The organism is Streptomyces sp. NPDC001204 (genome assembly GCF_053598035.1).
In genome coordinates this window covers 1-12,711 of sequence record NZ_JBSFJL010000064.1, presented here as the reverse complement: position 1 = coordinate 12,711, position 12,711 = coordinate 1, and the positions used below count along the sequence as shown (strand labels likewise).

At 69.5% G+C, this 12,711-nt stretch carries 14 protein-coding genes and 1 pseudogene; all 15 read right to left on the bottom strand.

Translation table 11 applies throughout. From position 1 onward, the window contains the following. Positions 1-43: 43 nt before the first annotated feature. Positions 44-280 (bottom strand): hypothetical protein, encoded by a 237-nt coding sequence (locus tag ACWC91_RS40770; protein ID WP_450726316.1) that lies wholly within the window; start codon positions 278-280, stop codon positions 44-46. A gap of 130 nt (positions 281-410) precedes the next feature. Next, complete coding sequence (locus ACWC91_RS40765) at positions 411-836, bottom strand: hypothetical protein (protein ID WP_450726314.1); 426 nt, start codon at positions 834-836, stop codon at positions 411-413. Next, positions 836-1,105: a hypothetical protein gene (locus ACWC91_RS40760; protein WP_450726312.1), complete on the bottom strand. Its 270-nt coding sequence runs from the start codon at positions 1,103-1,105 to the stop codon at positions 836-838. Before ACWC91_RS40760 ends, ACWC91_RS40765 begins: the two co-directional genes overlap by 1 nt. Before the next feature lie 174 nt (positions 1,106-1,279). Beyond that, a pseudogene (locus ACWC91_RS40755) lies at positions 1,280-1,864 on the bottom strand (N-acetylmuramoyl-L-alanine amidase); the annotation flags it as partial. Positions 1,865-2,018: 154 nt separating this feature from the next. After that, on the bottom strand, positions 2,019-2,552 hold the full coding sequence (locus tag ACWC91_RS40750) for a hypothetical protein (RefSeq protein WP_450726310.1): 534 nt from the start codon (positions 2,550-2,552) through the stop codon (positions 2,019-2,021). A 2-nt stretch (positions 2,553-2,554) separates the two neighbouring features. After that, complete coding sequence (locus tag ACWC91_RS40745; RefSeq protein ID WP_450726308.1) at positions 2,555-2,992, bottom strand: hypothetical protein; 438 nt, start codon at positions 2,990-2,992, stop codon at positions 2,555-2,557. A gap of 9 nt (positions 2,993-3,001) precedes the next feature. After that, complete coding sequence (locus ACWC91_RS40740) at positions 3,002-5,464, bottom strand: LamG-like jellyroll fold domain-containing protein (protein WP_450726306.1); 2,463 nt, start codon at positions 5,462-5,464, stop codon at positions 3,002-3,004. Positions 5,465-5,467: 3 nt separating this feature from the next. Continuing rightward, entirely contained in the window at positions 5,468-9,103 is a 3,636-nt protein-coding gene (locus ACWC91_RS40735) for a hypothetical protein (RefSeq protein WP_450726304.1), read from the bottom strand. Positions 9,104-9,230: 127 nt separating this feature from the next. Beyond that, positions 9,231-9,728 (bottom strand): hypothetical protein, encoded by a 498-nt coding sequence (locus ACWC91_RS40730; protein WP_450726302.1) that lies wholly within the window; start codon positions 9,726-9,728, stop codon positions 9,231-9,233. A gap of 14 nt (positions 9,729-9,742) precedes the next feature. Then, positions 9,743-10,249, bottom strand: coding sequence for a hypothetical protein (locus ACWC91_RS40725; protein ID WP_450726300.1), 507 nt, complete (start codon positions 10,247-10,249; stop codon positions 9,743-9,745). An 11-nt stretch (positions 10,250-10,260) separates the two neighbouring features. Continuing rightward, positions 10,261-11,247, bottom strand: coding sequence for a phage tail tube protein (locus tag ACWC91_RS40720; RefSeq protein ID WP_450726298.1), 987 nt, complete (start codon positions 11,245-11,247; stop codon positions 10,261-10,263). After that, positions 11,247-11,462 (bottom strand): hypothetical protein, encoded by a 216-nt coding sequence (locus ACWC91_RS40715; protein WP_450726296.1) that lies wholly within the window; start codon positions 11,460-11,462, stop codon positions 11,247-11,249. Before ACWC91_RS40715 ends, ACWC91_RS40720 begins: the two co-directional genes overlap by 1 nt. Positions 11,463-11,490: 28 nt before the next feature. Beyond that, on the bottom strand, positions 11,491-11,955 hold the full coding sequence (locus ACWC91_RS40710; protein ID WP_450726294.1) for a hypothetical protein: 465 nt from the start codon (positions 11,953-11,955) through the stop codon (positions 11,491-11,493). Further along, positions 11,955-12,509: a head-tail connector protein gene (locus tag ACWC91_RS40705; RefSeq protein ID WP_450726292.1), complete on the bottom strand. Its 555-nt coding sequence runs from the start codon at positions 12,507-12,509 to the stop codon at positions 11,955-11,957. Before ACWC91_RS40705 ends, ACWC91_RS40710 begins: the two co-directional genes overlap by 1 nt. A 12-nt stretch (positions 12,510-12,521) precedes the next feature. Next, the coding region (locus ACWC91_RS40700; RefSeq protein ID WP_450726290.1) for a hypothetical protein at positions 12,522-12,711 on the bottom strand (190 nt) is incomplete at its 5' end.

Sequence of the window (12,711 nt, the reverse complement as noted above, 5' to 3'; positions counted from 1 at the left end):
ATGCCGAAAGCGGCCCCGCCCTCCGATGTGGGCGGGGCCGCTGTCATGAGCCGATGTCGTGCAGGTACGGACGGACCTCGTCAGGTATGGGCTGCGGGGGCGGAGGCGGTTCGAGTTGAGCCTGCCGCATGTACGTGACCAGTGATCGAGCCCAGGCGGCGATGTACCGCAGGGCAAAGTCCTGCGAGGTGAGGCGCTTCCGATCCTCCTCGGCCTGCTCCCTGTCCTGTTCGGCCTCGCGCTCCAGGCGGGCGATGTGCTCGCCGAGCTTGTCGGTCACCGCGGTGAAGTCGTCGCGTCGCTCAGCTCCTCGAGGACGCCGAGGCTGACGGCGGCCCACGACAGTGGCCGCCACTCCGCCGGTCGCCGTAACGATGGCGACGGAAAGGGCACTGACCGCGGTCAGCATCTCAGGTCCCACTCGGTGACTCCGATCGTGCGGGCTCATCCCAGCCGATCACCACCAGGCAGACCGCCCCGAACGCGCCGAAGAGTGCGGCGACCACCCAGCCGCGCGGGCTCTCTTGCAGCGGCCACCAGGACAGCAGGTACGCCATCGCCCACGGGGTGGCGACCATCCACACTGCGAGGAAGCCGGGCCAGTCCCGGCGCGGCGGGAGCCACGCGCAGACGAGTGCGATGGCGCCGGCCAGGAGCCAAGTCCAGCCCCAGAATTCGAGCGGCCGAAGCTTCAACAGCAGGGCCAGGCCGTGCCGGTCGCCGGTCGGCTCGAAGACCTGGCCTGCTCCGTACCCGGATGCCATGACGCCCTTGCAGAGGAGAACGGCACCGCGGCGGCCCAGCTGCTTGCGGAGCCGCCGGACCGCCGCGCCCATCAGACGCCCTTGGCGAGGCTCGCGGAGTTCTTCGTACCGAAGGCTCGCGCGACCATGCCCTTGAGCAGGGTTCCCCCGGCGGCGATGCCAGCCGTGGCCACCGTCTCCCAGAAGCTGGCGTGGAACATGTCGGCAGGGCCTGCCGCGATGGCGACGCCGGCTGCGGCGACGACCGCGGTAGCGAGGGTTCGCTCGGCGAGGTCTCTGGCGTAGGTGCCTGCCGTCTTGAGGACGGTTGCGGCGTCGCCGGGCAGGTGGAGTTCAGACATGGCTGTACCTCACTTCTTGGGGAGCTTGAGGAGCTGGCCCGGCGCGATCGAGTCGGCGTCCGGGAGGTCGTTGAGGGTGGCGATCTCCCGCCACCGGTTGCCGTCGCCGAGCTTGGAAGCTGCGATGGACCAGAGGGTGTCGCCGTCGCGCACGGTGTACGTGATGGCCGGCGCCAGGCGCGCCTTCACGCGGGCCCGCATCGACGACATGGTGAAGCCGCGTGGGTCCACCTTCCCGGGCTGCCACTCCAGGTGGCCGATGACGCTTCGCTCGGACCACTTGTGGTGACGACAGATCGCGGCGGATACCCGCTCGATGGCGAGCAGCTGGGCGGCGGGCCACGGGTCCTTGCCGTCGCCGAGGTTCTCGCACTCGAACCCGTAGAAGGACCGGTTGCCGTCGGTGTTCGCCTCGTTGTCAGCGGGGAGCGCCTTCTCCGCGATGACGGCCTGGAGGACGTCGTCATCGCCGAGGCCGGCATGGTTCGTCCGGCCGTAGCCGACAAGGTGGACGATGCCCTTCTTGTCGATCACGCCGTGGCACAGCGGCCCCGGCAGATCGTCGTGTCCGTCGCGGCAGAGGGCGACAGTGTTGGCCGTTCCCTTCGTGACGGTGTGGTGGATCATCACCCCGTGTACCGGTCCCCACGGTCCCTTGTGGTTGCGGTTGTGGTCTTCCCAGTCGCCGACCTCGACGACGGTCACGCCCTCGGCGCGCAGCAGCGCGGCGAAGGTGGACGCGGTGGGCGGTGTTGCCACGTCTACTCCTTCGGTTTCCACTTGTGGTCCCAGCCGCCGTGGTCGTGACGGCAGCAGCCGCAGATCGCGCAGCGGCAGTCGTGTTCGTCCACGTGGCCTCCGGGCATGAAGAAGCCCCGGCCTTCTGGCTCGGGGCGGCGGTGTGGGGGGTGGGTCAGGAGGTGGCTTCGTACCGGCCGTTGATGTGGAGGGTCATGCCGGCCGCCGCGGTCACGGGGTTGGTCTGGTCCCAGAAGGAGTTGTCCGGCTGGTTGGTCGAGCCGTTGACGGAACCACCGGCGAGGGCGCGCACGCACCCTCCGTTGGTCGTCGAGATCTCGCAGGATCCGCGGGCCTCGCCGGCGCCGCCGAGGCGGACGGAGACGGAGGCCGCGCGGACCGCGCTGAAGGACCCGGCGACGGTGAACGGCGGAAGCCCGAAAGCCCAGTTCGCATTGGCGCTGCCGAAGGTGGTGGTGCTGCCGACGAGGAGCTTGATGATGAAGTCCACGGTTCGGCCGACCTTGAGGTAGCGGCCGGTGAGGCTGCCGTTGTTGACGGCCGGGGTGCCGCCGGTCTCGGCCACCCAGGTAGGCGTGTAGTCCGTCCAGGCGCCGAAGAAGCTGTTGAACTGGTCGCGGATCTCCTGGTTCATGATCGCGGCGGAGACCACCTCGCCGACGACCCAGGTACGCGGCGTGAACGTCATCGCTATCCCTTGCTGACTGAGGCCCCGGCATCGGCCTCACCGGCCAGGGGCTTGTCCGGGTTGGTGGGATCGGCCTCGTTCCACCAGTTCCGCATGCCGGGCTTGAGGCCGAGGAGGCCTGCCTCCACTGCGGCCGGGTCGGCGGGGAAGATGAGCGCGACCCAGCCGTAGTTGCACTCGGTGCACGCGAACCGCGGGTCAGCCGGGGATACGATCGCCGCCGAGCCGCAACTGCTGCAGTCGGCCAGCCACCGGTTCTGGTTGATCCGTGCGAAGTAGACGTCCTCGACCGTCTCGGTCGGCGGGACCAGCCGGCGGTTGGTGCGGTACTCCATCCACTTCCAGATCAGCTCGGCGGCGGGCACGTCGGCCCACACGTCCGCGGGCTCGCGCGGGGGCGGCAGGTAGTACTTCTCTGCGCGGACCACGGGAATGGGCATGCGGGCTCCCTAGTAGGCGAGGCGGGTGGTGTAGTCGAGAACGCCGTAGGTCGAGTCGCCCAGCACCCACACGGTGTCCGTCGCGGACGCCGAGGTGTGGAAGGAGATGACGTGCGACTTCTCTTTGATCGTCTCGGAGTAGCCCTCGACGGTGGCGCGGATGCTGGACACGGGCGACTGCGCCGGCATGTTGAACACGGTGAAGTAGCTGGAGATCTCGGCGTCGAGGATGTCCAGGTAGAACGCCATCGTGTGCGCCTCGATGACGACCTCGCGCATCTCGGGTGCCGGGTTGGCGTACCGCGAGACGAGCCAGTACGCCGCGTCCAGAACGGCGTTGTCCGTCGTCTTCAGGATGTCGAGGGGCTCGGGGTATTCGCCGAACGCCAGGATCGCGCTGGGTGCGGTGACGCGCTGGGTGGCGCCGCCGGGGCGGGATCCCTCAACGCTGTTGATCATCTTCTGGTCGTCGTCGGCGAACTTCGTGCCCGGCTCCAGATCGGCGTAGTCGATCGTGAAGACCTCGGACAACGGGTCCGGGTTGTAGCGCACGTCGCGGGACTGGTAGGCCAGGCCGTAGTAGTCCCGCTCCGCGTACAACTTGCCGCTCTCGGTGCTCTCGACCTCCCGCATCCGCGACACGACCGAGGAACCGCCGGTCCCCTGGGAGGCGATGGCGTCGTGCGTGGTCCCCCAGACGGTGACGCTCGGGACGCCGGCGTACCGGGCGAGCCGCTGGATCCGCACGTCTGCGTCCTCGCCCGCGAACCCGGTTGTGGCGGCCTGGTAGTGGACGGGTGCGATGGTCGCGCCGATGTTGCCGCTCACCGAGGTGACGGCCACGTGCGCGATGCTGCCGCTGAAGAGCCGGCCGCCTCGGTAGCCGCCGACGTGCAGGGTGCGCAGGGCGACCATGTCCGGGACGAACGTGGTGAAGCTGCTGGCGACGCCGTCGACGTACAGCTGCTTGGGGGAGTAGCCGTCGTGGACGACGTGGTGCCAGGTGCCGTCGTTGAGGGCCGCGCTGCTGGACGTATAGACGGTGAGGGTGCCGCCGGAGTCGGTGTACTCGACGGTCAGGACGCCGGACGCGTTGAGCGCGTAGACGATCTGGTGGTCCAGGCCGTTCTCGTACATGCCGAGGATGGCGCGGCTTGCCGTGGTCGTCTTGATCCAGAATTCGGTGGTCTGCCAGTAGGCGGTGCTGTCCGCCTGGAAGCGTCCGCCGAGGTCAGCGATGAGGTACTTGCCCGCGCTGGCGCTGGCTGGGGTGAAGGTGACGGCGGAGTCGCCGGTGTCGGCCAGGCCGTCCGTGCCGAACTCCAGGGTGCCGCCGGAGCTGACCTGGGTGAGGACGAGGGAGCCGCAGCCCCCGCCGGAGATGTCGCCCGCGGACGTGGAGCCGGACGGCTCGGTGAGCGGGTAGTAGGCGGACACGAAGTCGGTGACCGAGGCGACGTCCTGGGTGAGGATCTCCTGAGCCAGCATCGACTTGAGGTTCGGCAGCCGGTTGAGCCACTTGAACAGGTCGGTGCAGGTGATCTGCACCGTGGACAACAGGCCCTCCCATTCGACGGGGAACTCGTTGACCCGGCCGTAGAAGCGGGGCCGGACGTCGGCGCCGACGAGGTCCCACTCGATGTAGTCGGTGGTGCCGCCGGTCCGGGTGGTGGGGAAGTCCACGGCGTGGGTCTGGGCACCGACCCAGGCCGGGGTGGCGAGGGTGCGGCGCACGACCCAGTCCCAGCCGTCGCCGGACGTCTCCCAGTACACGGTCCCGCTGGCCTCGCGCACGCGCAGCCACGCGTGGTCGATGGCCGAGTAGGGCAGGTTCACCGAGGCCCCGTCGGCGAACGCGGTCTGCGATTGCGCGGCGAGCACGCCGGTGCCCGCGTCGTAGCGCCACCCGATCCGAGTGCCGGCCGTTGTCGACGTGATCCACATGCTCGCCGCGCAGTTGCTGCTGCCGTTGAGCGCGGGGACCTTCGCGAGCTTGGCGGTGATCTGGCTGGAGGTGAGCTTCCACTCGCGGACGGAGGTGAAGTTCGTGTCCACGCCGGGGGCGAGCGGGATGCGCAGGCGCCCGGCCGCGGTCTCGGTGGCGCCGCCGATGTTGGTGGGCCACCGGGCGGTGTTGACCTGGCCGTCGTCGAAGTCGTCGCCGAGCATGGCGAGCGGGTACGGGGCCGACCCGGTCCGCGTCGGCATGACGGCCACGCTGATCCGGATCGGCGCGAGCTTGCGGACATAGGGGTAGAACGGCGACGCGGAGTTGCCCGGGGTCAGGGCGCCGTCCTGGTTGTCGAGCGCCAGGCGGGCGGTGCCCGGCTGGGTCTCGGACCGTTCGTCGGAGGCGCCCCGGTCGATGGTCACCCCGCGCGCCTGGTCGACGCGCTGGGTGACGTCCGTCCACGTGATGGTGTCGGGCAGCTGGATGATCCCGCCCCAGCCCATCTCGACGAGAAGAGGCACGCTCTATCCCCCTAGCTTGAGGTTGACGGTGGCGCCCTGCGCCCGGCCGAACTGGAGCATGATCCGCTGGAGTTCCTGGCCTACGGCGACGGGGTCCATGGCCTGCTCGACGGTGATGGCGACGTTGTAGACGACGCCCCCTCCGCCGAACCCGGCGGCGGCCGGGCGGCCCGCGGAGGCAGTGCCGGCGGCCCGGCCGGTCATCCGCCCGGCCGCGGTCTTCATGGCCCGGTCGACGTGCGGGATACCGCGCAGGACACCGAGGGCCACGCCCTTCATCGTGTTGACCCCGTCGGGAACCATCTTGGTCGCCGGGCTCTTGATGCCGAGGGCCTGGCGGAGAGCGTGCTGCATGCTCTTCGCGATCTTCACCATGAGCTTCTGGAGATCCTTCTCCTGGCTCTCCAGCCCCTTGAGGAATCCCTTCGACGCGTTCTTACCGCTGTCGTAGAGGGCGTCCGCGCCCTTCTTGCCGAGCTTGTCGGCCTGCTCGTTGACGGCGTACTGCGTCTTGTTGATCGCCGCGAACGTCTTCTTATCGGCGCCGGCCAGGGCGGACGCGTAGGCGTATCCCTCCTCCGGGCCCATGCCGAGGATCTCCCTCAACATGGTCTTGTTCAGGCCGCGCTTGGCGAGGACGCCGATGTACGCGCTGAACTGCTTCATCTTCGCGAGCTTCGCCTGGAGGTGGGCGTTGATCCCACCGGCGCTGACTGTCTCCTCGCTCTGGAAGAGGCTGCCGAGGCTGGCGGACTGCTTCGCTCCGACGCGCGTGGTCTCGGCGAACGCCTTGGCCGTGGCGATCTTCTTGACGAGAGCGTCGCGCTTCGACGCTGCGTCCAGCAGCTTGCTGGTCTGCTTGTTGACGTAGGACACCAGCCTGTTGTCCTTGGACCCGGTGAAGGCGGTCCAGATGTCCTTGGCCAGATCCTTCGCCGTCGCCTTGATCTTGTCGCGCGACCCGGTCAGGCCGATGACCATGCCCTTACCGACGTCGGCCATCAGTGCCTTCGTCCGCTTCGAGGGACTGGCGATCTGCAGCTCGGCACGGATCCCGGTGATGACCGCGCCCGCCAGTCCGCGCGCCGCGTCATCGACCATGCCGGTGCTGCCCGTCATGCCCTGCGCCAGTCCGCGCGCCGCGTCGCCGCCCGCGCCGGTGAGCCCTCCGCCCGCCAGGCCGGCGGTGACCGCCCGGGGGTCCAGGCGCCCGGCGTTCAGCGCGTCGAAGAAGCGCACGCCGTACTTCGCGACCGCGGCCGCACGCACGACGTACTCGGTCGCGGAGACCCGAGCCCGGGCGCCCGACGCGAACATCGCGAGGATCGAGTCCGAGACGCTGCTGCCGGGGCCCTGGACGTACCCGCCATCGGGGAAGGCTTGCAGCCTGCCGCCGGAGGCGTAGCCGCGGACCCGGCCGCCCCGCGCGTAGTTCCCGCCCTCGTGAAAGACCGACCCCGCATTGGAGGTCTTCGTCTTCATGAGCACGTAGGTGACGGCGGTCGTGCCGTCGATGTCCCGCAGTCGCTGCTGCGCGCGCGAAATCTCATACAGCAGGTTGGAGATGTCGCCCCTGACGGAGGACTTCTTCGAGGCCGGCACCGACGCGAGCCGCTTCTTCGCGGTGCCGACCTTCGCCTCCAGGTCCTCGATGTTCCCCTTCAGCCGGGCGGTCTTGTCCGGTGTCCGAAGGATCTGATCCGCGAGGGCCTTGGCCTGGCTCCTCGTCAGGCCCATCGCCGTGGCGGTCTCCATGAGCTTCGCCCGACCTCGCGCGTAGACGGCGTTCGCCGCCGCCCACGATCCGGTGGACTGCCGGGCCTGCGCCGCGGCCTCGTCGGTCTTGGCGGCGAGGTCGTTGAGCGCGGTCGCCGCGGCCTGCGCCTTCGGACTGTTGAGGTCCAGCTGGCCGTTGACCATGTGCAGCGATCCGGCGTTGTCCTTGGCCGCCTTGGCCGCGGCGTCGATGGACGCCTCGAACCCGATCATGCCGCCGATGCCCTGGCGCTGCGCATCGTTGAGTGCCTGCAGCGACTGCCGCAGCCCGTCGGCGCTCTGCTTCTGTTCCGCTAGCGCGGCCTGCGTCTTCTGCGCCTGGGACCCGTACAGGCCCATGGCCTGCGCTGCGACCTGCTGCTCGAACGCGGCGTCGGCCATCGCCGACTTGTAGTCGTCCAGATTGCTGCGCAGCTCGGCGCCGGACATGCCCTGCTTGCGCATCGCGGCCGCGACCCGGTCGAACGCGGCCTTGGCCAGATCGGCCTTCCCGCCCTGCACCAGGCTGGCGAGGCTCTTGTCGACGGCGTCGAGATCCTCCTTCGCCTTCTTCACCGGCGTGGAGTCCATGCCGAAGAACGAGGTGATCGCCTGCTGGGTCTTGTCCAGGTTCGAGGGACGGGACAGCGTGCGCAGGCTGTCGGCGAGGCCCCCAAGGTCGGAGCCGAACGCGCGCGCCGCTTCCCCGCTGGCCTTACCGGTACGGGCGAGGTTGCCGAGGGACGTCGTCAGCCGCTCGACGTTCGGCGGGGCCTCCTTGCCGATCGACGACAGCTTGATCAGGGCCAGGGCGAGCAGGCCGATACCGGTCGCCGCGACGGCCATGCGAGCTGACAGCGACAGCGCCATGAACGCGGCCCGCAGTGAGCCCATGGTGGTGCCCGCTCCGATGGCTGCTGTGCCCATGGCGCGGATCGCGGTGGAGGCGGCGGTGAAGCCGCCGACCATCAGCTGGATCCCAGCGCCCGCCAGGCGTACCGCGCGGATCGCGATGGCGGCCTGCATCAGCGTGGTGATGAACCCGGTGGGCAGAGACGCCACCACGGCGGCCGCGGCGTTCGCGAACTGCAGCAGCCCCACGCCGACGCCGGATGCGGCGGTCAGGAGATGCACGGCGGCCGTGGCCACGTTCTTGAGCGTGTCGGCGAGGAGGGGGCCCTGCGCGCGGGCGTAGTCCATGAACTCGGACAGGCTGCCGCCGACCTTGCCGGAGTCGAAGGTGCGCATCAGGTGGATCAGGCCGTCGTTCGCGCGCTTCAGGGAACCGGTCGCGAAGTCGGAGAACTTGCTGCTGAGCCGGTCGAAGGCGGACGTGTTCACCCCGCCGGCGACTGTGTCCATGAAGCGGTTCAGCTCAGTCGAGGCCCCCTTCACCAGGGGCGTCAGCTTGGGCAGCATCACCGAGGCGACCGCCAGGCCCTTGGTGAAGACGGGCATGGTGTCCTTGGCCAGCGAATCCGACCACGCCGAGTACTGCTTCTTCAGCGTCGTCAGCCCGGCCGCCGCCTCGCGGGTGGCCGGCGGCATCTTCGCGATCTGCTCCTGGAATTCCACGTGCGCACTGATGGCCGCCTCGGACGTCGCGCCGGACTTGGCGACGGCGTCCTCGTACTTCGTCTGCGCCTTGCTCGCGTCCGACAGGGCGCCGATCTGCGGGATGACCGCAGCGCCGAACGCGGCCACCGCCACGGCGGCCGCGCCGGTCTGCGCGACGAGCGGAGCCAGCGCGGCGGCCGCGGGGATCGCCGCGCCGACCAGACCGAGCTTCTTCTCCAGGTCACCCGCAGAGTCGCCCGCCTTGTCCAGGACACGGCTCAGCCGGTCGCGGCCCTCCAGCGTGAACGTCAGACTCGTGCTGGCCATCACTCACCCCCCGCTGCTGCTTGGGCCTGCGCGGCCACATGTCGTTCGACCCACATCACGGCCTGCAGGAAGCGGGCCCGCGGCATCGCTTCCTGCTCCGCGGGCCCGATGTGCAGGAGGTGCGCGATCAGGGGCCAGTACTCGTCGAGGAGGTCTCCGATGCGCCGTCCGGCGAGGGGACCGACTCCGGCTCCGTGACCGGGCCCGGAACGGTGCCCGGGTCTTTTGGGGCCGTCTCGGCGAACGCCTTGTCGACGTCGGCCTCGTCGTGGGCCATCGTCCGCATGAAGCCGGTCATCTTCTCGACGACCTCGTCGGTCGACTCGGGGTTCTTCACCAGGGCCTCGACCATGTCGAAGATCTCGGCGTACTCCAGCCGCGCCTTGGTACGCCGCTTCCAGCCGGGCAGGTCGAAGTCGGAGAACCGCAGCGTGGGCTGCTGCCGCTTGCGGAAGACCCACAGCACCGCGCGCATCGCGGTGGGCGCCTGCGAGCGCAGCGCGGTGTCGACGTCGTCCCAGTCGAGTCCGGTTGCGGACTCGATGACGGACGACTCGATCGCGGACAGGTCGTCGGTCGAGACCTCCAGGAGGCTGCCGTCATCCTGCCGGTACGAAACGATCATGTGTAGCTCCAGAGCTATTCGAGACGACGGCGCACGTCGTCGAGGACACGGGCGGCTTCGCGTTCCATGCGGGGGCGGCCCCTGCGCACGGTGTTGTCCCACCACAGAGGGGTGGCGTTCTGTTGCACCCAGCGCCGGCGGTTGCCGAAGACGGGGTGGCGGACGCGTCCGGTGTTGAGCGCGCCCGGCATCTTCCGCAGATCGATCGGCAGTCGGCCCTTGTCGACCCACACGCGGGCGCCGGGGTTGCCCGCGGTGCGGACGCTGATACGGATGGCGTCGGCGATCGTGGCGCGCAGGGGGCGGGTCGTCGGGGACGGTCCGCCCGGGCGGCCACGGCGCCCCTGCGAGCTGATGTCCAGGCCGCGGATCGCGGACTGGAGATCGTCACGCAGGGGCTCGGCGGCATGCCGTAGGCGGCGCTGCATCGAGGCGCGGATGTTCTCGTGCCCGGCGGCCCGCAGCCTGCGCTGCAACTCGATGAGGCTGCCGGTGTTGGTGATGCGGATGTCGGAGACCACCGGGGGTCACCTCACAGAGTGATGTCCGTGGACATGTACTCGATCTTCACCGGGTTCGTGCCGTCGTAGAGCCCGGTGAAGTTGAACGTCGGCTTGACCACGTCGAAGCCGTCGACGACCGGGGGCCCCTCGTCGAAGCGGACGGCGGGCAGGGTGATGCGGAACGTCTCGAAGTACGTCGACGCGATGAGCGGGCCGATGAACTCCCAGACGAGGGAGGTCGCCCCGTCGCTGGTGTGCAGGTCGTCGAGGATCGTGTCGATGTAGTCCGTCTCCAGCGACCCGGTGATCTTCACCTGATCGTTCGAGATGGGCTCCTTCTTCAACCCGGCCTGCCCGGCGTAGAAGCGCTCGACCGCCTGCGGGCGCTCAATCTTCACGGACATCTTGCGGACGCCGTCCCGCGCCGCCTCCGAGGCGTAGGTGCCGGTCTTCACGGCCATCTGTGCGAAGTGGAACGGCGCCATGTTCGGGTAGCTCGCGGTCGCGAGGGTCTGTGTTTCGTCGCACGCCTTGCCGTCGAACTCGAACGACCCGGTCAGCATGCCTCCCACCTCGCACGAGAACTCCGCCGAGGTGACCTTGCAGCCCAGGAACGTTTTGTCCGTCACCGTGCCCGTGGTGAGCGGCACGCCCTTCTGGATCGTCAAGCTCTTGCCGAACGTGTCCGCGAGGGTGTGGGTCTGCAGGTAGGCAGACGTGGCGACCTGCTGCACCGGCGTGACCGTCGTACCCATCAGCGCCTGCAGCAAGACGCCCATGGACTTGTTGACGATCTCCAAGTCGATGGAACCCTGAACCTCCTGACGGGTCAGCACCCGCCGGGAGGACAGCGCCAGCAGACGGCCGGCCGCGATGCCGGCGGACTGGGCGGTGGTCTTCTTGAGAGCGAGGCTCTCCTTCGTGAACTCCACGAACTTCGCCGGCGCGACGAACGTCCCGTAGGACGACTCCGCCGAAATGCCGAGCTGGGCGCCAAGGCCCGAACCGATCGCCATCAGAGATCAGCTCCCTTCGCGGCGCGCGCCGCCTTCTTCGCGTCAGCCGCGGCGCGGACGCCCGGCTCCTCGACGGCCTCCCAGTTGCCGGGCTGGCAGACGTAGCCCTCGAACCTCTCGTCGGGGACCTCGACGACCGTGTCGGGCTCGACGAGTCGGTCCCCGAGTTCGGGCACGGTCACCGGCTCCGGGCCCACGTAGCGCACACGCGCCATGGCAGTACTCCTTCTTGGGTGGGGTGGATCAGATGCGGGCCCGGCAGGCCACGGCGAAGATGACGCCGACCGTCGCGCCCTCGGCGGTGTCCTGCAGGACGTTGCCCGTCGTCAGCTCCGCCCACAGCACGCTGCCGTTCAAGGTCGGAGACGTCGGGTTGGCGTCGCTCGCGCGCAGGGACTGCTCGACCTCGCCGACCAGGTCGAAGGCGTCGGAGCGGCGGAACGCCATGTCCTTGTCGCCGCCCCGGGATTCGGCGTAACAGGTGATCGAGAACACCTCGTCGCGGGTCCGGGCGCCGGCGGCGTTGAACTGCTGCTGAATCTCGACCGCCTGCTCGGCGCCGGGCGACCAGCCGATGTGGATCCGGCGCCGTTGGGTCAGGTTGACCGCGCTCGGACCGTCAACGATCGCGACGTCCTCGAGGGCGGGCCGTGCCCGCAGGATCGCGAGCAGGGCGTCCATCGCGGCAGGTGTACGAGAGGTCTGCATCACGCCACCCCCGGCGGGACCTTGTACGGCTCCAGCAGCTGCAGCACGCGGTTGGGGATCGCGTAGCCCCAGCCTGGTACGGCCTCGGTGACGCTGTAGTCGTCGCTTCCGCCGATCGAGGACATGCCGCGCGATGCCCCGTACTGCGTGCGCCAAAGGTGCTGAAGCAGGATCCGGGCGGCCAGGTTGATGGTGGCCGGCACCTCGCCCCGCCCGGCCGTGTACGTGACGCGCCACAGCGTCCCGGCGAAGGAGCCGCCCCGGTACCGGACGATGCCGGTGGCGCCGTCCAGGACGAGCGCGCTGAGGTCGAGGTCGTCTCCGGTCTCCACCGCGGGGGTGACCGACACCAGGGCGACGGCCGGGATCTGGGAGAGGCACATCGAGGCGCCGCGTCCCTCGATCGTCTCGGCGAACTCCCGGGTCTCGACGGGGCCCACGTGCCGCTCAATCGCGGCCGTGAGCGCCTCGACGTACACCTCCAGTTCGGTGTCCTCGGCTGTGCCGTCGATGTCGAGCTGGGCTTTCGCCTCGGCGAGGGTGAGCAGCGCCATGAGGACCTCCGCCTACTTCTCGACCGCGGACTTCGTCATGGGTCCCTTGCGGCGGGCGGTGGCGGTCTCGGGCTTCGTCGGGTTGGCCGCGTTCTCCTCGGCCGGCTCCTCGGTCTCGCCCTCCTCGTCAGCGTCAGCGTCCTCGGCCAGGCCGACGCTGATCATTCCCAGATGCGGTTCTCGCCGGCCTGTCGCTCCAGCA

Excerpts from the sequence above, each read along its gene's own strand:
- ACWC91_RS40765 (WP_450726314.1), bottom strand. The coding sequence starts at position 836 with ATGGGCGCGGCGGTCCGGCGGCTCCGCAAGCAGCTGGGCCGCCGCGGT.
- ACWC91_RS40760 (WP_450726312.1), bottom strand. The coding sequence starts at position 1,105 with ATGTCTGAACTCCACCTGCCCGGCGACGCCGCAACCGTCCTCAAGACG.
- ACWC91_RS40750 (WP_450726310.1), bottom strand. The coding sequence starts at position 2,552 with ATGACGTTCACGCCGCGTACCTGGGTCGTCGGCGAGGTGGTCTCCGCC.
- ACWC91_RS40745 (WP_450726308.1), bottom strand. The coding sequence starts at position 2,992 with ATGCCCATTCCCGTGGTCCGCGCAGAGAAGTACTACCTGCCGCCCCCG.
- ACWC91_RS40735 (WP_450726304.1), bottom strand. The coding sequence starts at position 9,103 with ATGGCCAGCACGAGTCTGACGTTCACGCTGGAGGGCCGCGACCGGCTG.
- ACWC91_RS40730 (WP_450726302.1), bottom strand. The coding sequence starts at position 9,728 with ATGATCGTTTCGTACCGGCAGGATGACGGCAGCCTCCTGGAGGTCTCG.
- ACWC91_RS40720 (WP_450726298.1), bottom strand. The coding sequence starts at position 11,247 with ATGGCGATCGGTTCGGGCCTTGGCGCCCAGCTCGGCATTTCGGCGGAG.
- ACWC91_RS40715 (WP_450726296.1), bottom strand. The coding sequence starts at position 11,462 with ATGGCGCGTGTGCGCTACGTGGGCCCGGAGCCGGTGACCGTGCCCGAA.
- ACWC91_RS40710 (WP_450726294.1), bottom strand. The coding sequence starts at position 11,955 with ATGCAGACCTCTCGTACACCTGCCGCGATGGACGCCCTGCTCGCGATC.
- ACWC91_RS40705 (WP_450726292.1), bottom strand. The coding sequence starts at position 12,509 with ATGGCGCTGCTCACCCTCGCCGAGGCGAAAGCCCAGCTCGACATCGAC.